General features: G+C 41.8%; 17 protein-coding genes. 7 read left to right on the top strand and 10 right to left on the bottom strand.

What is annotated here, in order from left to right; translation table 11 throughout:
* Positions 1-96: 96 nt before the first annotated feature.
* Positions 97-1,365, bottom strand: coding sequence for a nucleotide sugar dehydrogenase (locus tag E0F88_RS03545; protein WP_131956705.1), 1,269 nt, complete (start codon positions 1,363-1,365; stop codon positions 97-99).
* 140 nt (positions 1,366-1,505) lie between these two features.
* Between E0F88_RS03545 and E0F88_RS03550 the strand changes: the two genes are divergently transcribed.
* A complete protein-coding gene (locus E0F88_RS03550) occupies positions 1,506-1,886 on the top strand; it encodes an ORF6N domain-containing protein (RefSeq protein ID WP_131956706.1) in 381 nt (126 codons plus the stop codon).
* A 121-nt stretch (positions 1,887-2,007) separates the two neighbouring features.
* Here E0F88_RS03550 and E0F88_RS03555 read toward each other — a convergent pair whose 3' ends face one another.
* Positions 2,008-2,916 (bottom strand): class I SAM-dependent methyltransferase, encoded by a 909-nt coding sequence (locus E0F88_RS03555; protein WP_131956707.1) that lies wholly within the window; start codon positions 2,914-2,916, stop codon positions 2,008-2,010.
* Between the two features lie 136 nt (positions 2,917-3,052).
* Here E0F88_RS03555 and E0F88_RS03560 point away from each other — a divergent pair, with 136 nt between their 5' ends.
* From E0F88_RS03560 to E0F88_RS03575, 4 genes are all read left to right on the top strand, one after another.
* Complete coding sequence (locus tag E0F88_RS03560; RefSeq protein WP_229213662.1) at positions 3,053-4,318, top strand: glycosyltransferase family 4 protein; 1,266 nt, start codon at positions 3,053-3,055, stop codon at positions 4,316-4,318.
* Positions 4,318-5,085 carry a glycosyltransferase family 2 protein gene (locus E0F88_RS03565; RefSeq protein ID WP_131956708.1) on the top strand — a complete coding sequence of 256 codons (768 nt, stop codon included), beginning with the start codon at positions 4,318-4,320 and terminating at the stop codon, positions 5,083-5,085. Before E0F88_RS03560 ends, E0F88_RS03565 begins: the two co-directional genes overlap by 1 nt.
* A 213-nt stretch (positions 5,086-5,298) precedes the next feature.
* Positions 5,299-8,391, top strand: coding sequence for a SusC/RagA family TonB-linked outer membrane protein (locus E0F88_RS03570; RefSeq protein ID WP_131956709.1), 3,093 nt, complete (start codon positions 5,299-5,301; stop codon positions 8,389-8,391).
* Between the two features lie 29 nt (positions 8,392-8,420).
* Positions 8,421-9,797 carry a RagB/SusD family nutrient uptake outer membrane protein gene (locus E0F88_RS03575; protein ID WP_131956710.1) on the top strand — a complete coding sequence of 459 codons (1,377 nt, stop codon included), beginning with the start codon at positions 8,421-8,423 and terminating at the stop codon, positions 9,795-9,797.
* 110 nt (positions 9,798-9,907) lie between these two features.
* Here E0F88_RS03575 and E0F88_RS03580 read toward each other — a convergent pair whose 3' ends face one another.
* From E0F88_RS03580 to E0F88_RS03610, 7 genes are all read right to left on the bottom strand, one after another.
* A complete protein-coding gene (locus E0F88_RS03580) occupies positions 9,908-11,212 on the bottom strand; it encodes a DUF4302 domain-containing protein (RefSeq protein WP_131956711.1) in 1,305 nt (434 codons plus the stop codon).
* A 54-nt stretch (positions 11,213-11,266) separates the two neighbouring features.
* Positions 11,267-12,196, bottom strand: a complete 930-nt coding sequence (locus tag E0F88_RS03585; protein ID WP_131956712.1) for a zinc-binding metallopeptidase — start codon at positions 12,194-12,196, stop codon at positions 11,267-11,269.
* Positions 12,197-12,215: 19 nt separating this feature from the next.
* Positions 12,216-13,700 (bottom strand): RagB/SusD family nutrient uptake outer membrane protein, encoded by a 1,485-nt coding sequence (locus E0F88_RS03590; RefSeq protein WP_131956713.1) that lies wholly within the window; start codon positions 13,698-13,700, stop codon positions 12,216-12,218.
* Positions 13,701-13,719: 19 nt separating this feature from the next.
* Positions 13,720-17,064 (bottom strand): SusC/RagA family TonB-linked outer membrane protein, encoded by a 3,345-nt coding sequence (locus tag E0F88_RS03595; protein ID WP_131956714.1) that lies wholly within the window; start codon positions 17,062-17,064, stop codon positions 13,720-13,722.
* A 353-nt stretch (positions 17,065-17,417) separates the two neighbouring features.
* Entirely contained in the window at positions 17,418-17,993 is a 576-nt protein-coding gene (locus E0F88_RS03600; RefSeq protein ID WP_131956715.1) for a precorrin-2 dehydrogenase/sirohydrochlorin ferrochelatase family protein, read from the bottom strand.
* Positions 17,994-18,236: a type II toxin-antitoxin system HicA family toxin gene (locus E0F88_RS03605; RefSeq protein ID WP_131956716.1), complete on the bottom strand. Its 243-nt coding sequence runs from the start codon at positions 18,234-18,236 to the stop codon at positions 17,994-17,996.
* Positions 18,193-18,417: a type II toxin-antitoxin system HicB family antitoxin gene (locus tag E0F88_RS03610; protein ID WP_181956070.1), complete on the bottom strand. Its 225-nt coding sequence runs from the start codon at positions 18,415-18,417 to the stop codon at positions 18,193-18,195. The genes E0F88_RS03605 and E0F88_RS03610 overlap by 44 nt, the downstream gene beginning before the upstream one ends.
* A gap of 138 nt (positions 18,418-18,555) precedes the next feature.
* On the opposite strand from E0F88_RS03610, the gene E0F88_RS03615 reads away from it, so the two are divergent.
* Positions 18,556-20,514, top strand: coding sequence for an ABC-F family ATP-binding cassette domain-containing protein (locus E0F88_RS03615; RefSeq protein WP_131956717.1), 1,959 nt, complete (start codon positions 18,556-18,558; stop codon positions 20,512-20,514).
* A gap of 62 nt (positions 20,515-20,576) precedes the next feature.
* Here E0F88_RS03615 and E0F88_RS03620 read toward each other — a convergent pair whose 3' ends face one another.
* Positions 20,577-21,170, bottom strand: coding sequence for a Uma2 family endonuclease (locus E0F88_RS03620; RefSeq protein ID WP_131956718.1), 594 nt, complete (start codon positions 21,168-21,170; stop codon positions 20,577-20,579).
* A 108-nt stretch (positions 21,171-21,278) separates the two neighbouring features.
* On the opposite strand from E0F88_RS03620, the gene E0F88_RS03625 reads away from it, so the two are divergent.
* The gene (locus E0F88_RS03625) at positions 21,279-22,562 is read left to right on the top strand and encodes a type IX secretion system plug protein (RefSeq protein WP_131956719.1); all 1,284 of its coding nucleotides are present in this window, start codon (positions 21,279-21,281) and stop codon (positions 22,560-22,562) included.
* Positions 22,563-22,569: the final 7 nt, after the last annotated feature.

Consider the following 22,569-nt stretch of genomic DNA (forward strand, 5'->3'; position numbering starts at 1 on the left):
GCAGAGAAAGGTAAGTTTAGCGACGAGAACGCTGAAAAAATAAACTGTGCGTTCTCTGCGCTTTTATCTTCCCTTCTTTGCGTGAAACACCTAAGCTCACAATCTTGAATCAACCGAATCCTTTGGTAACGTAGATTTCAAATCAAAAATTACGGAATTTTCATTCGTAAAATCTGATACCGTCAACCGCTGAAACGACTGATGCGCCACTGCGAGAACAACCGCCTCATATTTACCGTCAGGACTGTCAACCAACGAAATTCCATATTCTTCTGTCACCTGTTCCGAAGATGCCCATGGGTCATAAACGTCCACCTGCATCCCAAAATCCCTTAGCTCTTTATAAACATCCACTACACGCGTATTGCGGATATCAGGACAGTTTTCTTTAAATGTGATTCCAAGTATCAGCACCCGGCTTCCTTCAATTTTATGTCCTTTTTTAATTAAAAGCTTAACCAGTTTATTAGCTACAAAAACGCCCATCATATCATTTACCCTTCTTCCCGACAGAATGACCTGCGGATAGTAACCGAGCGATTCTGCTTTGTAAGCCAGGTAATAAGGATCGACACCAATACAATGACCTCCCACCAACCCGGGTTTATATTTCAGAAAATTCCACTTGGTACCGGCCGCTTCAAGCACTTCGGTGGTATCGATTCCCATCCTGTCAAAAATCAAAGCGAGTTCATTTACAAATGAAATGTTCACATCCCGCTGCGCATTTTCAATCGCTTTTGATGCCTCGGCAACTTTTATGCTGGATGCAAGATGTGTTCCGGCATCGATAATTGAGCCATACAACGTGTCAACAAGTACCGCAATCTCAGGATTTGAGCCGGAAGTAACTTTTTTAATTTTTGTAAGTGTATTGATCTTATCACCAGGATTAATCCGCTCAGGAGAATAACCGCAGAAAAAATCAACGTTATATTTTAATCCACTCACTTTTTCCAGAACCGGAACACAATCCTCTTCCGTACAGCCGGGATAAACGGTAGATTCATAAATCACAATATCACCTTTTTTCAACACGCTCCCAACCGTCTGACTTGCTTTTAAAAGCGGGCCAAGATCCGGTTTTTTATAATTGTCAATCGGAGTTGGTACCGTTACGATATAGGTATTGTATGCTTTCAAAGATTCGGTATCACCAGAAAACGCCAGATCCTGAACACGCTGAAAATCCTGTTCCGAAATTTCCTGGGTGCGGTCGTAACCTGCTTTCAGCTCTTCGATCCGCTCACGATTAATATCAAAACCCAAAACTGAATATTTCCTGCTAAACTCCACCGCCAGGGGTAATCCTACATAACCGAGACCAATGATTGCAATTTTTCTTGCAGCAACTTCTGACAACATGTATGGTAAATTTTATAACAAAGCATAAAACTATACATATTAATCTTGATCAGAAAATTTTGTGAAGATCTGTCTAAGGTCACAGTTTGTGACCTTAGCGTATTTTAGAAGTATTTACAAAAAACAAATTATTACATACGGTGGATTTAGCAACTATTCAAAGTAAAGTTTGTTCTCTGCGCGGACAAAAGGTTAGGCTTGATTATGATCTCGCAGAATTATACGAAGTTGAAACTAGATCTTTGAAGCAAGCAGTGAGAAGAAATATCGACCGCTTTCCGGAAGATTTTATGTTTGAAATTTCCGAAATTGAGATCGCTAACATGGTATCACAAAATGTGATACCATCTAAGAGTTATTTTGGAGATTCTGCTCCTTTCGCTTTCACAGAACAAGGTGTTGCAATGCTTTCCAGTATTTTGAAAAGCAAAAAAGCATTGCAGGTAAACATCACAATCATGCGGGCATTTGTAATGATCCGGCAATATTATCTCGACTCGAAAGCTGAAAGAGAAAATTGAGAACTTAGAGATTGAAATGAACATAAAATTCAAGGATATCCATCAGGCACTAAATTTTTTGCTGAATACCGAGCAGCCGGAAAGAAATTATATCGGTTTTAAAAGAACTAACGACTGACCACTATTTTGAATAAGGATTAGGCGGAAAAATATGAACCTGAAACCCTTCCGCTTTCAATGAAGTCATGACCTGATCTGACGGCATCTTCTTGAAAATTATTGCACATAATACCTGAGACGGCATCAGCGACAATCGGGTAAGTAAATCATGAAAACTGAGTTTACTTTTGATTTTTTTAAATGCTTCCGAAGAATCATCTGCACGTTCGTGGCCGGCAGCAGCATTATAGTAATTGTTGTTAATACCTTTAAAAGCCACCATCGGCAAACCAATTCCGTTGGCAAGTTTGTCCATTTCTCTTTCGGATAACTTAAAAACATAATTGCCAACTTCTTCAAAAGAATATCGGTTCTTCCAGTATTTCTGCAACAAAGTAGTATCCCACCGATCAAAGAGATTTCTGAGTGCCAGAAGCAAAGGCATTTTAGAGATCGGATCATGCGGTTCAACCAATACAACGGCTTCTCTGGCAACACGAATCATCTCGTAAACGGCCATATAGGGCCTTGGAAAATGATGATATGCCTCTTTGCAAAAAATATAATCAAAACTGCTGTCCCCAAACGTCAGCCTTTCCGCATTTTCTACTGAATATTTTTCAAATAAACCGTGCTCTTTTGAAAGTGGCAAAAAGGTGTCTGAGATATCGGTTGCGGTAACGTCAAGTCCTTTTTCATAGAAAAAATTAGCATCAAACCCATAGCCATCACCCACTGTTAACCAGCTCTTTTTTTCTTTAACCAATGGGTTCACCAAAGCCAGTAACCTGCTGTGTATCCAGTGGTTGATGGTATTATTTTCTGCGTCATACTTCCAGTCGGCGATGGCTTTTTCCTGTGCCTCTCTGGTTGCATATTGCACTTCGTACCAACCGGAATGCGCTTCGTGGCTTTGTTTTTCGGTAGACATTGTTTTTTAGTTACCTATATAATTGGTTAAAGATACTTTTAAGGAATAAAATAAATAAACCTCAGAACTATTTAATTTTACCCTTCAAAGATCAGGAGCTGACAAAAAACAAACATTTCAGCCCTATTCACCATTCATGAAGATGATTTTACACCTGAGTACTTTTCACCTGGAAGGAGGAGCCGGAGTCGCAGCAACGCGTCTGCACCGGGCGCTGCTTCATTCCGGCGAGGACTCATGGATGCTTGTTCCTGCCAGCAATGATTCGGAAGAAGGTGTTGTTCCGCTTGCCGACACAAAATGGAAATCCCGACTGGCGTTTTTCAGGTTTGCCGCTGAAAGACTTTATTTTTATCCGCAGGAAAAAGACAGCAGCATCCGGTTTGCATTTTCACCTGCTGAAATCGGAGCAGATATATGCGATCACCCACTGGTGAAAAAAGCGGATATTATTCATTTGCACTGGATCAATTTTGGATTTCTCTCAATGGATTCTTTGGGGAAGTTATTCTCGCTGGGCAAACCGGTCGTCTGGACACTGCATGATATGTGGGCATTCACCGGAGGTTGCCATTACAGCAGAGGTTGTGATCATTATTTAACGCATTGCCGTTATTGTCCCTATCTGTCCAAACCGGATCTTTACGATATCTCCTTTTCCCAGTTTGAACAAAAGAAAGAGATTTATCAAAAGGCAAAAATAGCAATGGTTTCGCCAAGTAACTGGCTGACCGGTTTGACTAAAAAAGCATCACTTACAGAAAGCATTCAGTCATTAAATATTCCGAATTGCCTGGATACAAATTTGTTTAAACCAGGCAACAAAACAGAAATAAGAAAAATATTAAATTTACCACCGGACAAAAAACTTATTCTTTTTGCCGGAGCAAATACCCAGGATCAGCGAAAGGGGTTTGCTTATTTTAGAGAAGCCATCAAAATTAATAAGCTTTCAGAAAGTAATACCGAAGTCCTGATCTTTGGAAAATCTAATGCCAGCTTTGAGACATTTCCTGTGCCGGTTCACTATTTGGGAAAAATCACCGAAGTCGAACATATGGTACAAATCTATAACGCTGCGGATATGATCGTGGTACCGTCACTGGAAGATAATCTGCCAAACACAATTATGGAAGCCATGGCTTGCGGAACGCCGGCAGTTGGATTTGCAACAGGGGGTATTCCTGAAATGATCGATCATAAATTGAATGGATTTATCTCCTCTTTAAAATCTTCATTTTCATTGGCAGAGGGAATTAATTGGGTATTAGAAAACAATACGAACAATGGACTTTCTGTGCAGGCCAGACAAAAGGTGATGGACAACTATTCTGAAAATGTCGTTACAGCTCAATACCGAGCACTTTATGACTCTTTATTAGAAAGCAAAATCAAAGCCTGATGCCTTTACTGACGATTATCACCATTACCTACAATGCGGAAAAATTTCTGCCGCGAACGCTGCGAAGCGTCGAAAGGGCGCTGGCTGGTGTCATGGATAAAAGTCAGCTTGAGTATCTGATCATCGATGGAAAGTCAAAGGACAATACATTGCATATTGCCAGTCAATATGAATTCGTTTCCAGGATAATATCCGAACCGGACCGCGGGCTGTATGATGCCATGAATAAAGGGCTAAAACTTGCTGCCGGTAAATATATCTGGTTTTTAAATGCAGGTGACGAGATTTACAATCAGGATGTACTCGTAAGTTTACTTCAGAGCTTTACTAATGATGCTGATGTCTATTACAGCGATGCCATGTTTGTCCGCGAAAGCGGCGATGAGGTGGGATTGAGAAGTAAATTTACCCCGCACAAACTACCTGCGCATTTAAAATGGCAGGATTTTGCTTATGGAATGAAAGTCTGTCACCAGGCATTTGTCGCCAAAAAAGATATTGCTCCACATTATGATGCCGAAAACTTCAGCGCTGATATCGACTGGGAAATAAATTGTCTCAAAAGATCCGATAAAACTATATTATTGGATTTTATACTCTGCAAATACTTACTCGGCGGCACTTCTGTCCAGAATCATCGCCGTTCCCTTCTTGACCGCTTCACAGTCCTTAAAAAGCATTTTGGACTTTTCCCGGCACTAATAAACCACATTTTCATTTTCTGGCGGGGATTCTGGTTTGCCCGCAAAAACGGAAAGTACTGGTAAACAAATATTAATTTTTTATTTATCCGGACTTAAACTCCACGTCCGCCTTCTCGTCGATTCCTGATATTTATTCCTGCAATATTTAAACTTTTCGTCAAATGTAACAGTTTAAAATTGGGCTACATGACATTATTTGTTTATAAAGATTTTGTTACTAGACCAATTAACATATATTTGTTTTCCAATTTCGAATAAAAACAAAATCTAACTATTATGAAAAAAGCTTTGCTATTCACTTTTTTCGGTGTATTTGGTATGTGTTTGTCACTGTTTGCGCAAGACATACGTATAACCGGGAAAGTAACTTCGGCCGAGGATGAATCCAACCTCGCCGGGGCAACGGTTGTTGAAAAGGGTTCCACAAACGGAACACAAACAGACTCTGAGGGAAAATATTCATTAAGCGTAAAATCTTCCGCTTCGGTCTTGATTTTCAGCTTTGTTGGTACACTTACCAAGGAAATACCAGTTGGAAGTCAAAGTGTAATCAACGCCCAGCTATCGGCAGACACCCGTAGTTTGGAAGAAGTGGTTGTAACGGGTTTTGGTTCTCAGATCAAGCGCGATTTGACCGGAAACATCGCTCAGATTAAAAGCAAGGATATTGAGAATATGCCTGTGGCAAGTGTTGATGCGGCATTGCAGGGACGTGCAGCCGGTGTATACATCAATAGTGGCTCAGGTAAACTTGGAGAAGCGCCTATAATCCGGGTACGGGGAAGTTCTTCCATCAGCGCAAGCAGCCAACCGTTATATGTTGTGGACGGGATGCCCATTATTTCAGGTGACCAAAGCAATTATGGCAGTGCCATGAACCCATTGACCGATATCAACCCTAACGACATCGAATCAATTGAAATTCTTAAGGACGCTTCGGCAGGTGCAATTTACGGGTCACGCGCTGCAAATGGTGTAATTTTGATTACGACCAAACGAGGTGGTGCAGGCAAAACGAAAATGAGCCTTAACTATCAGGCGGGTGTTGCTGAAGCAACAAAAAGAGTAAAATTCCTGAATGCAGAACAGTATGTTGACTTTTATACAAAAGCAGCAGCAACCCGTGACCGGATTTCAGGATACGAAACCGACGATCCGGATTCTTATACGCAATACATGATCGGAGAAGGTGGTTTCCTTGACTACCAAAGCTTTGATACGTTTACCAATGGAACGTACAAAAATTATAGCTGGCAGGATGAAGCTTTTCAAAAAGGCCCGATGCAGCAGGTTGACTTTCAAATGAACGGGGGAAATGAAAAAACAAAGTTTTTTATCTCCGGCCAATATTACGATCAAAAAGGTACCCTAATCGGGAATAGCCTGAATCGTATGTCTGCCAGATTAAACGTTGATCATCAGGCTTACAAATGGCTTACGGTTGGTATGTCAATGGGTTTATCGAGAACAGATAACCGCAGACTACCGGGTGATAACCAGTTTTCAAATCCTTTACAGGCGGCTGCACTTGTTCCTTTAACTCCAATCACTGATCCTAACACAGGTTTACCAACAGGTACACCTCCTGGTGACGTAGGTTTGCCATTGTATTATAATCCAAGGATTTCGATTGATTATTCGAAATTCCAGCAGATTGGATTCCGCAACCTTACCAATGCATATGCGCAAATTAACTTCTCGAAAGATTTTCGTTTTAGAAGTGAAATAGGTATTGATCTGCTAAATCAAAACGAAGAAGGTTATTATCAAACTCAAACACTTCGTAACGTTAGTACGGCAGTAAATGGACAGGGAGATAACTATGGATCATTTGTAACAAACTACAATACCAACAACTTTCTGACTTATGACAAACTGTTTGATGTACATTCTATAAATCTGACAGCAGGTATGACTTATCAGGAATCTCAGAGAAAAGTAAACTGGATTCAGGGTACGCAATTTCCTTCTGATTTGTATCAGAAAATAGCAAGTGCAGCTACAAAATCTGACGGAACTTCAACTGAAACCAATTTCCGTTTCTTATCTTATTTCCTTAGAGCGAACTACAAATTTGCAGATAAATATCTTTTGTCAGTAAGTGGACGTGTTGACGGATCTTCACGTTTCGGTGTTAACTCCCGCTACGGATTTTTTCCTGCGGCTTCCGCCGGTTGGGTAATTACAGAAGAAAATTTCCTGAAACAGGTCGATATACTTAGCTTCCTTAAGTTAAGAGCAAGTTATGGTTTAACAGGAAACTCAGAAATTGGCGATTTCCCACAGTTGGGACTTTATTCAGGTGATGCGGGTTATGCAGGAGCCGCCGGTCAGCGTCCTTCACAAATTGCAAATCCCGATCTGAAATGGGAACTGACGCACCAAACCGACATCGGAATTGATTTCGGGATTCTGAACAACCGTATCAACGGAGAGATTGATTACTATGTAAAGAAAACCAGCGGTCTGTTGCTTAACGTGCAGGTACCTGCAACCAGCGGTTTCAGTACGCAGGTGAAAAATGTTGGCAAGATGAATAACAAAGGATGGGAGCTGGTTATCAATTCTCAAAACATTGTTGGCGCCTTTAAATGGAATACCAGTTTCAATATTTCGACCAATAAAAATAAGGTTGTTTCCGTACCGGAAGTTATTCAGGGTGGCCAATCCAGCATGAGCCGTGTAATGGAAGGACAGCCTGTTGGTGTGTTCTACACTGTTGAATATGCCGGTGTTGACCCTGCAAACGGAGATGCATTATTTTACAAAAATACCGAAAATCCGGACGGCACAATTGACCGGTCCACTGTAAATAATGCCAATTACAACCAGGCACAGCGAGTGGCAGCTGGTAACCCTAACCCAAAATTCCAGGGTGGTATCAGTAATGACATTTCTTACAAAGGATTTGACTTCAACATATTTTTCAACGGTGTAACAGGAAACAAAATCAACTTTTTCGGAGTTGGCCAGTACTCTTCTGCAAACGGAATCTATGAAGATAACCAAACTGTTGATCAGCTGAATTCCTGGACGCCGACAAATACCAATACCGATGTACCGGAAGCGCGTTTCTACCGCGGGAATGGCAACCAGGCTTCAACAAGGTACATTTATGACGGCGCTTTCTTACGTCTTCGCTCCATGACTTTGGGATATACAATTCCGAAAAGCATTACCAGCAAAATTAAACTGGAACGTCTGCGTGTTTATGTTTCAGCAATGAACCTGGCAACTTTCACTAAATACAAAGGCTGGGATCCTGAGGTAAATTCAGGATATATTAACAGTGGATGGGCAACGGGTAACGATTTTTACACACCTCCACAGCCACGTACAATCCTTGCAGGTATTAACCTCAGCTTCTAAATCGATCATCAGACTTAATATTGCCTAAGATGAAATATATCAAAAAAAATAGCTACCTGTTACTTTTCGCAACCATATTGCTTACGGCAGGCTGCGACAGTAAACTTGACGTGTTGCCAACCCAGAGTATAGATGAAAACGTTGCCCTTGGAACTTCCAAAGATGTGGAAGTAACGCTTATAGGATGCTACGACGGTTTGCAGGATGCAGACTTGTACGGCGGTGGTATTCAGGTCACATCTGAATTACTTGCTGCAGGAACGGAACTTCTGTTTGGCGGAACGTATTCCAACCTCCTGGAACTTTATAACAAGACCATTACGACTTCAAATACAACTGCATTAAGCACCTGGACAGATTCGTATAATACCATTAACAGGGTAAACAATGTGTTATCTGCTTTGAGTGTTGTAGACGAAGAAAAACGAAGCCGGATTGAAGGTGAAGCTTTGTTTATCAGAGGTAGTTTGTATTTTGAGCTGGTTAGATTATACGGAAAAACCTGGGGTGATGGTAATAATGCAACCAATCCTGGTGTTCCATTGATACTTACTCCAACTCGCGTAATTACGGAGGAAAATCAGGTTGCGAGAAACAGCGTTGCAGAAGTTTATGCTCAGGCAATTGCAGATCTTATAAAAGCAAAAGCGCAGCTACCTCTATCTAATGGAAACTACGCGACAAAGCATGCTGCAACTGCTCAATTGTCACGGATATATTTGATGCAGGAAAATTATGCAGCCGCCCGTGATGCAGCCAACGAAGTGATCCTTTCAGGAGATTATGATCTTGAAGCACAGTTCAGTGCAAATTTCTTTACATTCCTTACCAATGGCGGCGCAAACCCTGAAGAGTATATCTATTCAATGATTGTAACCCAGCAGGATGGCGTAAATGCAATGAACACTTACTTCGGAACCACAGTTAGTTCGATACCCGGAACATCCGGAAGAAGCGACATCCGTATTTCTACTGCGCATAGAGCGCTTTACGAAACAGGTGATGTAAGAGGAACATTTTTTATAACGCCAAGCAACAATACATTTACCAGAAAACATCTGGATACTTTTGGGAATGCACTTGTTTTCCGTTTGGCTGAAATGTATTTGACGCGTGCTGAGGCAAACTTTCGCTTGGGAACTGTGGTAGGTGCTACTCCTCTTGTAGACATAAACGTGATCCGTACCCGTGCCGGACTCGCAGCAGCGACCACCGTGACCCTTCCTTCAATTTTGAAAGAACGTCATTTGGAACTTGCTTTTGAAGGTCAGAATCTCCATGATATCAAACGTACCAGGGGCAGCGTTGGAACTTATGCATACAATTCACCAAAACTGATTCTGCCAATTCCACAGAGAGAAACAGATGTTAACCCTAAGCTGGTTCAAAACGAAGGTTACAACTAACAAGGTTTTAAATGTTGGCCTAACACAAAAAAAACACTCCCAAAAAGGAGTGTTTTTTTTGTGCCTTGAAATTTTATTTATCTCAGCAAACAACAACAATTACCAACCTCTTAAAACCAGCTAATCCACGATCTGGCATCTTTCGCACTGACCATGTCATACGTTGAGGCAGATGTTTGAACAAAATAATAACCTGTGGGCTCAGCAAAAAGATTTTGTGTATCTATAAATGGCCCAGTTGTTGGAATGGAATTTCCTGAGGATCTTGCAACTGTAAAAACAGCTCTGCCATCTGCCGTGAATGCTGAACTTACCAAATTGGCATACACCAGAGACAGAGAATTGTCTGCAAAAAAAGCCGGAGCAAGAAGGTCGTAAAAACCGGGACCGCCAGGCTGGAAAATGTATACAACATAAGGTTTTCCATCAGCTGTCAGTTTATCAACACCGAAAGCATTGTCTACACCATTGACATGAAATCCATCTAAAGTACGCCAGTCACCTCCCGATTCAAGCGGTTCGTTCCACCATCTTTTTGCCGCTGCAACATCCACTGCAAGCGGTCTCGCCGCGTTTAAAACGGTTGTAGCAGCGCCATTGGCTGTCAGTCCGATCTGTAACGTTGTGGCGTTCCAGGTAATGTTGGTAAATCCGGTTATCGTTTGACTTCCATTTACAAACGGTTTGACAAACGTTAAACCACCGGAACCAAAATAATATCCCGATGTAAAAGTTCTGACGGTTGTTCCTTCAAGCCATGTTAGTTTAATGGTACGTTCGGCCTGATTGACAGAGATTTCATAAGTTACACCAGCTATGGTTACCCTTTTGAAATAAGTCAGGTATTTTGAAATATTGTTAAATACAACGCTTTTTGCAACTTCCCCACTCGTATAAGCGGTTGCCTGAACCTGTGTTGCTTTTGTCAGAACCAACCGGCTCTGATTTTTCCGGCCAACAAAGGTAATCGCATCTGCTTTGATCGAATCAGGATAAATAGCAAATTCAAAATCCGACAACAAACCTTCTCCGGTAACTCCCCCATTTACCTCGTCATCGGGATCCGACAAAACGTGGAGGTAAGAATAGGTATCAAAAATAAGTGAAGGTGTCTGCATTGCCTTTAATCTGTAACTGCTTTCTTTGGCAGTTGAAGCAGACGCCGCAGCAAAATCCGAATACATTACCACCCGGTTTTTGTTATCAAATTTGAAGTAAAATCCGTAGCTGCCCCCACCGGCGGGGTACATTACCGCGTTCCAGCCATAGGGCGCATCCACTAGCTGTTTTTCATACGATGCAAGTGCTGCATTTAACCTTGCATCCGCAGATTCCTCGAAAACCGAATCATCTGAATTCTGGCAGGAGTAAAAGCCGGAGGTAAGAAACAGCAAATATAAAATGGACCTTTTCATCCGTTCGAATATTGATTGTAATTCAATTATTTATACGATCACTAACCAGTCAAATTAAAACAATTTGTTCATGGCAGTTCTTGTTCTTTTCTGCAGACTGTAAAAATCAATCTTCCAGGTATTTTTGTAATAGGCTACAACAATCGCTTCCTTCTGCCTCAAAGCAGCTTTCGCCTGCGCCTGTGTGGTTCCCTTATCGCTCACACCGGCAGGAATAGATTCAACAAGTTTATCAAAACCGGCTTTTCCTTCTGTTAGCATCATAGCAATCATTTCAACAAAATCTTCGTCAAAACTTGATGAGCTATATGCCGTTATAAAACCATCTCTTCTCGCCTGCTCATCCGTCCAGTTAATCCAGTTTCCTCCTTGATACAATGATTTTGTAATCGCCCGGTATTCCACCGGATAAAGTACAGTCTGATGCAAAATGTGACCAAATTCGTGATGAATCGTGTGCAGAAACCACAATTTGACAAAGGAAGAATCTGTGGCTGCATTGTATCCGGGCATTCCTTTTATTTTAAACAAATTCACACCGAACAAAGCTACTTTACGCCCGCCTTCTGCCGTACCCAATGTTACCGATCCTTCGGCGTTGTATTCATTACTTCCGGATAGTACAAAGAACTTGGGTGAATACTTGTTGTAAAATACCAACCCTGCTTCTTCCACGTAAGGAACTGTCCATGCTTTTCTGATCGTGCTTAAAAGTGGGACAACCTGCGCCTCATCCGGCGGCACCAGCGTTTTGGTAACGTTGGCAAACTCAAACTGATCCCATTTATATTTGGCTGAAATATTATATGGAGTTGTCAGACTGTCCAGAATCCATTTATCGATCGGCCCCTGTACCCAGGTATCTCCGCCTAGTCCCGGAATATCTTCGACGTCCCCGATCTCTTCCTCTTTACAGGAAATCATCAGCGAACTCAGCAGGAGCATCGCTGAGAATAAAAGTTGTGATAGTGATTTCGTAACCATAATTAAGTATTTCAGGTATTTATCTGCTATTTTTCGCCAGTCCCGATATCGAGGCTGATTGAGGAATCTGTAAAACTCTCTTTGGATCTCCTTTGGGTATTGTAAGCGTTCCTACTACCACGGTGCCGTTGCGTATTTCGTGCTGAACAGGAATCCCAAATCGTTGCATGTCAAACCAGCGCATGCCCTCTTGTACAAACTCAATCCGCTTAAATGCCAGAATAGAATTAATAAGATTGTTTAGTGCCGTTGTAGAACCAAAATAATTCCTCATCGTTGTGGCTGTAACTGCGTGCGTCGTTGCATTATAATTACTGATTCGTTTGCTGGCGAAAAGGTTAAGGTCGGCGATTGCCGCAGCTGTATTACCCAAAAAAGCATTGGCCTCTGCCCTGTTGAATAAAACTTCTTCGGCAGTGAATATGGGAAGCATCACATAAGGAAATCCAATCTCCGCATTTACCGATTCCCTGACAAAATATTCGTTCAGTTTTGGGATCAGGTAGTTATTATCTCCCTGTGTATAAACCGGGTAAGCCCAGCTTGCACTGGCACCTGCAATTGCTTCACTGGCCGAAATTTCCTGAAACTTGGCATAATTCATTCCATAGCGGTACCTGGCAACATTTCTGCCATACAAAGAAGCAGTTTCAACAAGCATTAAATTGGCACTTTGGTTTGCTCTCGAATAAGTATTGTAAAGCTCGGCAGGTGACAAATTCCGGTAAGTGGTGTTCCAGGGACGAAGGTTATCTCCCAGTGTACCTCCGGGAAAAACTTCATTGGCATACTGCAAAACTTTTGTGTAGTTCTGTTTCACCAGATAAAATCTGGCGGCAAAAGCATTCGCAGCGGCGCGGTTGAAATGGTATTTAGGAATTGTGTAGGAGCCATCACTAATCAAGGGAAGCCCTGCCAGCAAATCCTTTTCAACCATGTCATAAACGTAGGCGACCGTTTTTCTTTCGTAAGGCTTGATAACAACTGTTTCCGGTTCTGTGACATAAGGAATTCCCGGACCTGTATTGGCACCCTGCGGTTCATAAAAATTACTAAAATAACAAACCAGCATAAAATGTGCATAGGCTCTGGCCAAAAGCGCCTCTCCACGCTGAGCTCTGTACAATGTAGAATCTGTCGACTTACTGATAATATCCAAAGCCTGATTCGCGACCGATATCGCTCTGTAACACTCTGCCCAGTACTGATCCGGAGAGTCCTGCTGATCTACCGAAGCCTCCACTTCCTGAAAAAGATAAGCGGCACGGTTAGTTTTATCGTCTTCACCGGTTCCCTTGTCTGAAACATTGTCGCTCATCGCTTCTGCAAAAACCACATAACCTCCCTGAGGATAAGCAGTTGTAAGCAATTGTGAAACCTGTTTAGGTGTGTTGAGTGATACCCGTGTGCTGTCGGGCTCCGTGGATAAAAAATCATCGCATCCGGCCAGTAAAAATATTGGCAGAAGTAGAAAAATACGTTTTGTGATCTTGTCAATATTCATGATTCAAGTATCTGTTATTTTACAAAGTCACTTTTAATGCGACAGTAAACTGCTTTTGAATTGGCTGTGCTACCCCACCCGAATTGAAAAATTCAGGATCCTGCCCTTTCAGTTTTTTATCCGCGTAAATCAGCCAGGGATTAATTGACGAAACCTGTATACTTGCAGACGACAGACCTGCTCTTTTTACAACTAACAAAGGAACTTTATAAGCAAGTGAAACCGATTTTAAACGCACAAAATCACCTTTCGCAACTCTTTCCGTTGAGTAGTTATAGGCGTTATACGGATAAGTTCCTGCCTGACTTTGGATAAAAATCTGATCACTGATGGCTGGATTATTTGTGATATTTTCCTCACCAGCTATTTCCCATCGATCCAGAAATTCCTTAGGCATTGCATCCAGATCGCTGAAAGTACCTTTATACAATGGATTAAGACGAATCTTGTTTCCTGCCTGGTAAGTCAGGAAGATATTCAATGTTAAATTTTTGTAGGTAAATGTGTTGTTGAATCCACCTGTAATCGGAGGGTCAACCGGACCTTCGTATTTAAGATAACTTACGTTCTGATCCTGAAGATACACGTTGGAGCTAACCTCCCCGGCCTCATTCAAAAACAAAGGTACACCGCTTACCGGTCTCAAAGCACTGTAATCAATCGAAAACAAACTGCGCACCGGACGGTTCTTCACGTTGGCACCCTCGGCTTTTACCAGATTGAAAATATTTGGGTCGTTGTCCACATTGGTGATGAGCGTTTGTGAATAACCAATGGTAATTCTTGATCTCCAGTCCCAGTCCTTCTTTTTAACAACTACGCCGTCTAAAGAAAAATCAACTCCATAAGACTGCATGTCAGCATAATTGGCCACCTTGTAAATCTGCCCGCCTATTCCTGAGGTTTTAATCTGATCGATCAGGTCAAAGCTGTTCCGGATATAGCCATCAACAGTCAGGTTAATACGGTTGGCCAGAAAACCCAGATCTGCTCCGATGTTCCCACTGTAAAGTTTCTCCCAGGTCAGCTCTGTATTTTCAAGAGATGCCAGCTGAATTGCAGATTCTTTTTCATCTGCATAAGGCCGGTTGGTGATGATACTTTGGAACAACGCAGCAGTATTTGTTGCAGGACCCGTATCGGCCGACAATCCGTAACTTGCCCTGATTCTTCCCATGCTTAACCATTTAAGGTTTTTCATGAAACCTTCGCGATCAAAATTCCATGAGCCTGCCACCGTGTAAGTAGGAAGCCACCTTGCCCGGGATGATTTACCAAAACCATTGGATCCATCGTAACGCATGTAGGCGGTAAAGTTGTATTTATCGTCCAGCGTATACCCTGCGCTCCCGTAAAAGGCAGCAAAACGCTCGTAGTCCTTCCGCATGCCATAGTACTGGAAGTTACTTTCGATCGTCTGTTTCAAAATCCGGTAATCGACGAATGGCGTTCCTCCCTGCTCATACTGGTATCCGTAACCGGTATTGTTAGAATTCTGTCTATTGGTATATTTTATCTCCTGACCAACCAGAAGGTTCACATTATGCCGGTCTCTGAATGTCTGGTTGAAACGCAGGTTATTCCGGATGTTGTAAAATAACATCTGATCCTGGCTGGTGTTGTAAAATCCTCCGCTTGGAAGTACAACTACCGGATAGGCATTAGGAACATCCGGGTCCGTATAAAGATATTTATTGGCAAGAGCAATCGTCGAGTTGTCGGCAGCGCGGTAGGCATTGGCCATGTTGGAATTTTCCGTGATAATGTGCTCACGACCAGTTTGAATATATCTTAAAGCCCCTATAAAATCATATGTCAGATGATCTGTTATTTTGTAGGAAAAATCCCCCTGTAACCTGATGTCCACCAGATTCAGCTGGATTTTGTTATTTGCAAGTTCATGTACTACATTAAACGGAGCAAAATTTCTCCTGAAAAATTCAAGGTTGCCGTTTTCATCATAAGCTGTTAAAGTCCTGCTTGTGTTGAGGGCATAGCTAAAAGGATTTATATCGAAATCCCTGTCAAACTTACCTTCTACCGGGTTACTTCTTCTGCTCAGCGAACCGGGAGCCTGCTGCCTTCTTACCGAAGCCAGTGTTGAAAATCCAACAGAAACCTTATCTGAAAGTTTGTAATTGTTTCTGAAATTTAACGTATACCTCTTGACCTTATCAGCAATTGTCCAGCCGTTATCATCAAGATAACTGGTTGAAAAATAAGATTGCGATTTATCAGTACCAAAGGATATACTCAGCGAATGTTCCTGAATAAAATTTTGCTTAAAAAGCACATCAAACCAATCTGTATTCGCTTTGGCATAACCTAACAGAAAATCTCTTTTGGCCTCCTGCGTATTGGCAACCGGAAACTGTCCATTGTCATCACCTGTCAGCAGATTGTAATATTTCCCATAAACACCATAATCCGGTTTTGACAGGACGTTTGAAGTCAAATATCCTTTGCGCTCCAATTCACCCAAAACAGACATCTGCTGGGCGGAATTCATGATGTTAAAATTTCTGTATGATGGCGTGAGTTGTGTACTGAAATTACCCGAATAAGAAATTACCGGTTTACCACTTTTCCCCTTTTTTGTGGTGATTACAATAACTCCGTTCATTGCACGGGCACCATAAAGCGCAGCAGCGGCAGCATCTTTCAGAATATCAAAGGTTTCGATATCATTTGGATTGAGACCCGCTACCGCAGAACCAAGTAAAGTTGTCGGATCACCGCTTGAAAGCTGATCATTCGAAATATTAACGATATCCTCTAAAACAACCCCATCAACAACCCAGAGAGGCTTGTTGTCGCCATTCAGCGAAGTGGCTCCCCTGATACGAACTTTTGGCGCAGCACCGAACGTACCTGATACGTTTTGAATGGACACACCTGCAGCTCGCCCTTCCAGCATTCTGCTTACATCCGGAAGACCATCTATGCGAACATCATCTGTTTTCAGTGTTACAGCAGATCCTGTAAATTTATCTTTATCAATTTGCTGAAAACCGGTTACAACAACATCCTGCAGGCCTACCGCATCTTCGGCAAGTTCTATGGACATACTTTTGGATGCCTTTACTTCTTTTTCAAGAAAACCGATCATGGTTATAGCCAGGGCAGCGCCGTTGTTGACGCCCTTAAGCTGAAATTCACCTTTTTCATTAGTGACCGTTCCCAACTGTGTTCCCTTCACCCTGATCGTAGAACCAATCAGAATTTCTCCGGTACTGCTTTTAACAACACCATTTACATCGATGAGCTGTGCCTGCGCGCTGGCTGCCAGACTCACGAACATCACAGCACCGATCAGGAATTCAAATAGCTGCTTCCGGCTACTGCTCCGATAAAAAATTTCCATACAGAAGTATAATTCTAGCTATAAATTAATGGGTGGCCGCCGGGCGGTCCGGGTTATTCATGAACTCAATAATACACAATAAACAACAAATAACGAGAAGTTTTTTATTCACCAAACGTCTCATCACGCTCCGCCAAAAGAAGCACGTCACAAATCAAAATTATCTAATCAATCAAAAATGGAATTTAACTTTAAATACGTACGGAGGGTGCTGTGTGTGGAGTTTAACGAAAAAAGTTTTTTTTCTGTATGCCACTGATTTGAAATGTACCACACATATTTCAAAATTGAAAGCCGGGAGGCAAATTCAGGCAAAAGAAAGCGGGAAAGGGATGGATTTCAATAATGTATTATTATTTTTTCTTTACCAAGACAGAGGTAATCCTGTTAAGCTCGTCAACCTTGTAAGCGAAATCACCTTTAAGCATATCACGCACTGCTTTTAGCTGTTCCATTGCGGTTTCCAGGTTTTCCGGAAGTGCTTCATTCAAAACTTCTTTCAACCTTTTAGCCATAGTCGGGGACATTCCATTAGTAGATATAGCAACTTTAAGATTCCCCTTTCTGACAACAGAGGAAAGGTAGAAATCACATAAGGCGGGCGTATCGGCAACATTACAAAGTATGTGCAATGACCTGGCAGCTTCTTTGATACGCCGGTTTTCCTCTTTATCGTTTGTGGCAACGATCACCAAATCCTTATCCTGGAAATCGTTTTCATCAAATTTTCTTTCAATCAGCGTGATGCGTGAGTTTTCCTCCGCCATTTCTCTTATTTCATTTCTTATTTCAGGAGAAACAAGTGTAACCGTCGCCTCGGGTGAATTATCCAGAACGGCTGTAATTTTTTCTAAACCCACATAACCTCCGCCAACGATTAAGGTATGAAGGTTTTCAAGTTTAATAAATATGGGAAAGAGGTTGTTCATTTAGTTATTATTTTTTTCAATTCCCGCCTGTTTCAAAATACTTAAAAATGTACCTTCCTTAAGATCTTTCCCACCATGAACAGGAACGACTGCGGTTTTATATAATTCTGCGTTATAATAAATGTGGTGAGATCCTTTTGCTCTACGAAAAATGAATCTGTTTGATTCCAAAGGTTTGTTAGGTATCTGGATGTTAGGTTCATGCAACCAAACTAAGAGAATATTCCAATGTATTGCTGTCATCAGGTATAGGCTCCCCTCTTTCTGTTAGCTCTTCAACATATAAGCCAATAGCTCCTTTTGCCATTTCTATGGCTTCATCAATATTCTCTCCATAAGTAATACAACCCGGAAGTGCAGGAACAAAAACACTATATCCGCCATCAGGTTCTGGTAACAGACGAAGTTTGTATGTGTAATTCATTTCTATCAGTCTTAATATCAAATATTATGCAATCAAATTTACTATAATAATGTCATATTTCGGATTTACTGTTTCATTTTATAACTATTCCAACAATTAGCTTTTTACTATCTCCTTCTTTAACCGTACCTTTGCGGCATGATCGCGATTACGAACCTCAGTTATTTTCTTGGCGACCGTGCTTTATACGATAGCGCGTCGCTCCATATCAAGCCAAAACAAAAAATCGGCCTCATTGGTCTGAACGGGACCGGCAAGTCTACCCTGCTCAGAATGATCAACGGTGAGTTCCAGCCCGATGGCGGTTCTATATCAAAATCCGGGGATTGTACCATTGGATTTTTGAATCAGGATTTACTTTCTTATCAAAGTGATGATTCGATTCTTGCCGTCGCTATGCAGGCTTTTGAACGTCAGAATCATTTACAGATTCAGATAGACAAGATCCTTCATGACATGGAAACGGATTATAAGGATGATCTGGTAGATAAACTTGCCCGTGTTCAGGAGGAGTTTGAAGCATTGGATGGGTATACCATCCAATCCAAAGCAGAAGCAATCCTCGAAGGACTGGGATTTGTTACCGACGACTTACAAAGACCGCTCCGGTTGTTTTCCGGAGGCTGGCGTATGCGGGTGATGCTGGCCAAGCTGCTTTTGCAGAAACCATCATTACTAATGCTCGATGAGCCAACCAACCACCTGGACTTACCTTCTATTCAGTGGGTTGAAAAATATGTACAGAACTATGAAGGAGCTGTTATTGTGGTATCTCACGACAGGGCATTCCTTGATAATACAATCGATGTTACGGTTGAAGTTGCAAACGGAAAATTGAATTATTACGCAGGAAACTATTCCTATTATCTGGAAGAAAAAGACCAGCGCAATGAAATTCAGCGTGGTGCTTATGAAAATCAACAGGCCAAAATCCGACAAACAGAAAAATTTATTGAGCGTTTTAAGGCCAAAGCAACCAAGTCCAAACAAGTACAAAGCCGGGTAAAAGCGCTTGATAAACTTGAAGTTGTGGATCAGGTTGTGGACGAAAACGCAAAAGTGCATTTCCGTTTTCAATTTACTACTCAGCCGGGTCGTCATGTCTTCCAACTGGAAGACGCTTCCAAAGCTTACGGAGAAAAAGTAATTCTCGACGGCACCAATGTTACCATGGAACGCGGCGATAAGATCGCACTGATCGGCGCCAACGGACGCGGAAAATCTACGGTTTTACGTGTGGTTGCAGGTGACGAACCAATTGAAGGTAAAAGAAGACTGGGGCACAATGTGATGTTCACTTTTTATGCACAGCATCAGCTCGAATCTTTGAACATCAATCACAATCTGATTGAAGAACTTAAATATGCCAACTCTACCAAAACAGAAACAGAACTGAGAACCGTTCTTGGTTGCTTTCTTTTTTCGGGAGATGATGTTTTCAAAAAGATAAAGGTACTTTCCGGAGGAGAGAAATCGCGTGTTGCTCTGGCAAAAGTGTTGCTTTCACAGGCAAACTTCCTGCTGCTCGATGAGCCTACCAACCACCTTGACATGCAGTCGGTGAACATCCTGATCCAGGCGCTGCAGCAATATGAAGGAAGTTATATCGTCGTTTCCCACGACAGGTATTTTGTAGAGAACATAGCCAACAAAATCTGGTACATTGAAGATCATCAGATTAAAGAATATCCCGGAACATATCAAGAGTATGAAGTTTGGGTTGAAGAGCGCGGACTGGTTTCAGCTACGAGTGCCAAGGCAGTTGTAAGCAGTGCCCCGCCGCAAGGGAAAAGCAGCCCTCAGCCGGCTTCTAACGGAAGCGCACAGAAAACAAATAACAGCCGCCAGATTTCCAACGAAGATGCTCAAAAAGTAAAAAAGGCGAAAAAGCAGATCGAGGAGCTGGAAATGAAGATTAACAATCTGGAGATCGACAAAAAAACTGTTGAAACAAAACTGGCAGAGCCCTCAGTCTATAACGATGCAAAAGCGCTGGCTGACCTGAATCGTTCGTACGCAGATTTGAAGCAAAAACTGGAAAAAGCAACAGAAGCATGGGAAAACGCCATGATCGAAGTTGAAGAACTGGCAGGTTAATCCGACAATCTTATAGTAACAAAAAAGGAAGCCCGAAAGCTTCCTTTTTTGTTACAGTTCCATCAGAACTTAACAGGAAGTATACCTTCCGTTTGTTCATAGATATCGGTCATGTTCAATTTCAAATCAACGCTGGACAACATAATGGATTCTTCTAAACTATAAGCATCTGAGGCAAGAAACCACAGATCATTTTCTTCGTTTTTTCTAAAAACTTCCGCGGAAACAGATAAAGAATTAACCGTAACGTATTCTTTCAGAGATGTTAGGCTGCGATAAAAACGGAATTTTTCTCCCCTGTCGTAATCAGAAGTGCTTTCAGAAAGAATTTCGATAATCACAACAGGATTCAACAAAGTATCCCTTTTATCATCACGAAATTTATTTTCACCGCAAACAATCAGAAAATCCGGATAAGTGTATAATCCGTTTTCGTGAATATGTACCCTCAGGTCACGTGAATAACTGCGACAGGATTTCCCTTTTAGATAATTTCCTACAATAATTGATATATTTTCATTAATCCGGTTGTGATTATGACCAGCACCAGCCATCGCAAATATCTCTCCACGATAATATTCGCTTTTGTATTCGGCTTCCCGCTCCATTTCCAGATATTCTTCCTCTGAATAAAATTTTTGTGGCTGTGCAGTCATAATCTTAAAGTTATAAAACAAAAATAGTTATTTCTGTGAAATAGCGGTTTCAGTTTGTTTCTTACACAATATTATAAAAAGGTAACGTTTATTTTTCTAAAACTGTCTATGCGTCTTTCTTTTCTGGTTTTATTAAGTTTTTGTTTTTCAACCGCCAACGCGCAAACTGCAAACGTGCGTCTGGAAGATTATATATACGATTCTAAAATTGCGACGGTACTTCTTTATCCCGGAATTGACGATATTGAAAACCCGAAAAGACTGCTCACCACGCCGATTATTCCGTTACAAAGCACGTTTCCGCTGATATTGGAATACGACGACCTGACAGCTTCTTTTGCAGGTTACCGTGCCAAAATAATTCATTGTAATGCCGATTGGACCAAGTCCAATTTGAATGATATTGAATTCACTCTCCAGTACAACGAATACCCGATCAGTACGTATGACCAGTCTTTTAGCACCAAGGTTCCTTATTTTCATTACCGGTTTGAAGTACCAAGACTAAAAATTTCGGGAAATTATGTTTTGGTTGTGTACCGGGATGGCGATAAAAGACCGGTTATTTCCAGGAGATTTATGGTTTATGAACCCAAAATAGGAATTACGGCCGAAGCACGTTTTTCACAGGGAATCAGTCAGCAGTTTTCTGATCAGCAGATTGATTTCAAAATAGATTATAAAGGATTTCCACTCAACGCACCGCAGACGGACCTAAAGGTGGTTATCCGTAAAAATATGCGATGGGACCAGATCAAAACAGGTTTTAAACCAACCAACGTACGGCCCTTTGATCAGCAACTGGAATACACCTTTTTCAATCTTGAAAATACCTTTCCCGGCGGTAATGAATTCCGGTATTTCGACAGCCGGACTTTATCAGGACGGGGTTATGGCATTCAGGAATTACAGCGTACAGCAGATTTTACCAAGCTGATTCTTTTTCCCGACAAGTCCCGGGCAGAAAACTCTTATCTCCAGATTGATGATTTTAACGGCCAGTACGTTGTTGACCAACGAGAATCCGGGCGTGGAAGTGTGGAAGCAGATTATACACCTGTGGCTTTCACATTGCGCACGGCCGAAGATCCGGATGCTACCTTTTATGTTAATGGCGCATTTAACCTCTGGCAGCTTAATGATCGGAACAAAATGACCTACAATCCTGACATCAATGCCTACGAAGCAGAAATATTTTTAAAACAGGGCGTCATCAACTATGATTATACCGTCGTTGGCGGTGCCGACAAAAAGCCTGACGAAGGTTATATTGAAGGGAATTATGTAGCAACGGAAAACGACTACGATATTCTGGTTTACTACCGGCCCCAGGCGGGAAGGTCTGATCTGCTGGTTGGTTACAGGACTGTGGAGTGGAACCGGAGACGGTAGGATCACC

The organism is Dyadobacter psychrotolerans, from assembly GCF_004349265.1.
GTDB classification, from domain to species: domain Bacteria; phylum Bacteroidota; class Bacteroidia; order Cytophagales; family Spirosomataceae; genus Dyadobacter; species Dyadobacter psychrotolerans.

What these genes read in the sequence shown, in the direction of transcription:
- E0F88_RS03605 (WP_131956716.1), bottom strand. Translation starts at nt 18,236, where the DNA reads ATGACAGCAATACATTGGAATATTCTCTTAGTTTGGTTGCATGAACCT.
- E0F88_RS03600 (WP_131956715.1), bottom strand. Translation starts at nt 17,993, where the DNA reads ATGAACAACCTCTTTCCCATATTTATTAAACTTGAAAACCTTCATACC.
- E0F88_RS03590 (WP_131956713.1), bottom strand. Translation starts at nt 13,700, where the DNA reads ATGAATATTGACAAGATCACAAAACGTATTTTTCTACTTCTGCCAATA.
- E0F88_RS03615 (WP_131956717.1), top strand. Translation starts at nt 18,556, where the DNA reads ATGATCGCGATTACGAACCTCAGTTATTTTCTTGGCGACCGTGCTTTA.
- E0F88_RS03620 (WP_131956718.1), bottom strand. Translation starts at nt 21,170, where the DNA reads ATGACTGCACAGCCACAAAAATTTTATTCAGAGGAAGAATATCTGGAA.
- E0F88_RS03625 (WP_131956719.1), top strand. Translation starts at nt 21,279, where the DNA reads ATGCGTCTTTCTTTTCTGGTTTTATTAAGTTTTTGTTTTTCAACCGCC.
- E0F88_RS03565 (WP_131956708.1), top strand. Translation starts at nt 4,318, where the DNA reads ATGCCTTTACTGACGATTATCACCATTACCTACAATGCGGAAAAATTT.
- E0F88_RS03575 (WP_131956710.1), top strand. Translation starts at nt 8,421, where the DNA reads ATGAAATATATCAAAAAAAATAGCTACCTGTTACTTTTCGCAACCATA.
- E0F88_RS03545 (WP_131956705.1), bottom strand. Translation starts at nt 1,365, where the DNA reads ATGTTGTCAGAAGTTGCTGCAAGAAAAATTGCAATCATTGGTCTCGGT.
- E0F88_RS03610 (WP_181956070.1), bottom strand. Translation starts at nt 18,417, where the DNA reads ATGAATTACACATACAAACTTCGTCTGTTACCAGAACCTGATGGCGGA.
- E0F88_RS03595 (WP_131956714.1), bottom strand. Translation starts at nt 17,064, where the DNA reads ATGGAAATTTTTTATCGGAGCAGTAGCCGGAAGCAGCTATTTGAATTC.
- E0F88_RS03585 (WP_131956712.1), bottom strand. Translation starts at nt 12,196, where the DNA reads ATGGTTACGAAATCACTATCACAACTTTTATTCTCAGCGATGCTCCTG.
- E0F88_RS03560 (WP_229213662.1), top strand. Translation starts at nt 3,053, where the DNA reads ATGAAGATGATTTTACACCTGAGTACTTTTCACCTGGAAGGAGGAGCC.
- E0F88_RS03580 (WP_131956711.1), bottom strand. Translation starts at nt 11,212, where the DNA reads ATGAAAAGGTCCATTTTATATTTGCTGTTTCTTACCTCCGGCTTTTAC.
- E0F88_RS03570 (WP_131956709.1), top strand. Translation starts at nt 5,299, where the DNA reads ATGAAAAAAGCTTTGCTATTCACTTTTTTCGGTGTATTTGGTATGTGT.
- E0F88_RS03555 (WP_131956707.1), bottom strand. Translation starts at nt 2,916, where the DNA reads ATGTCTACCGAAAAACAAAGCCACGAAGCGCATTCCGGTTGGTACGAA.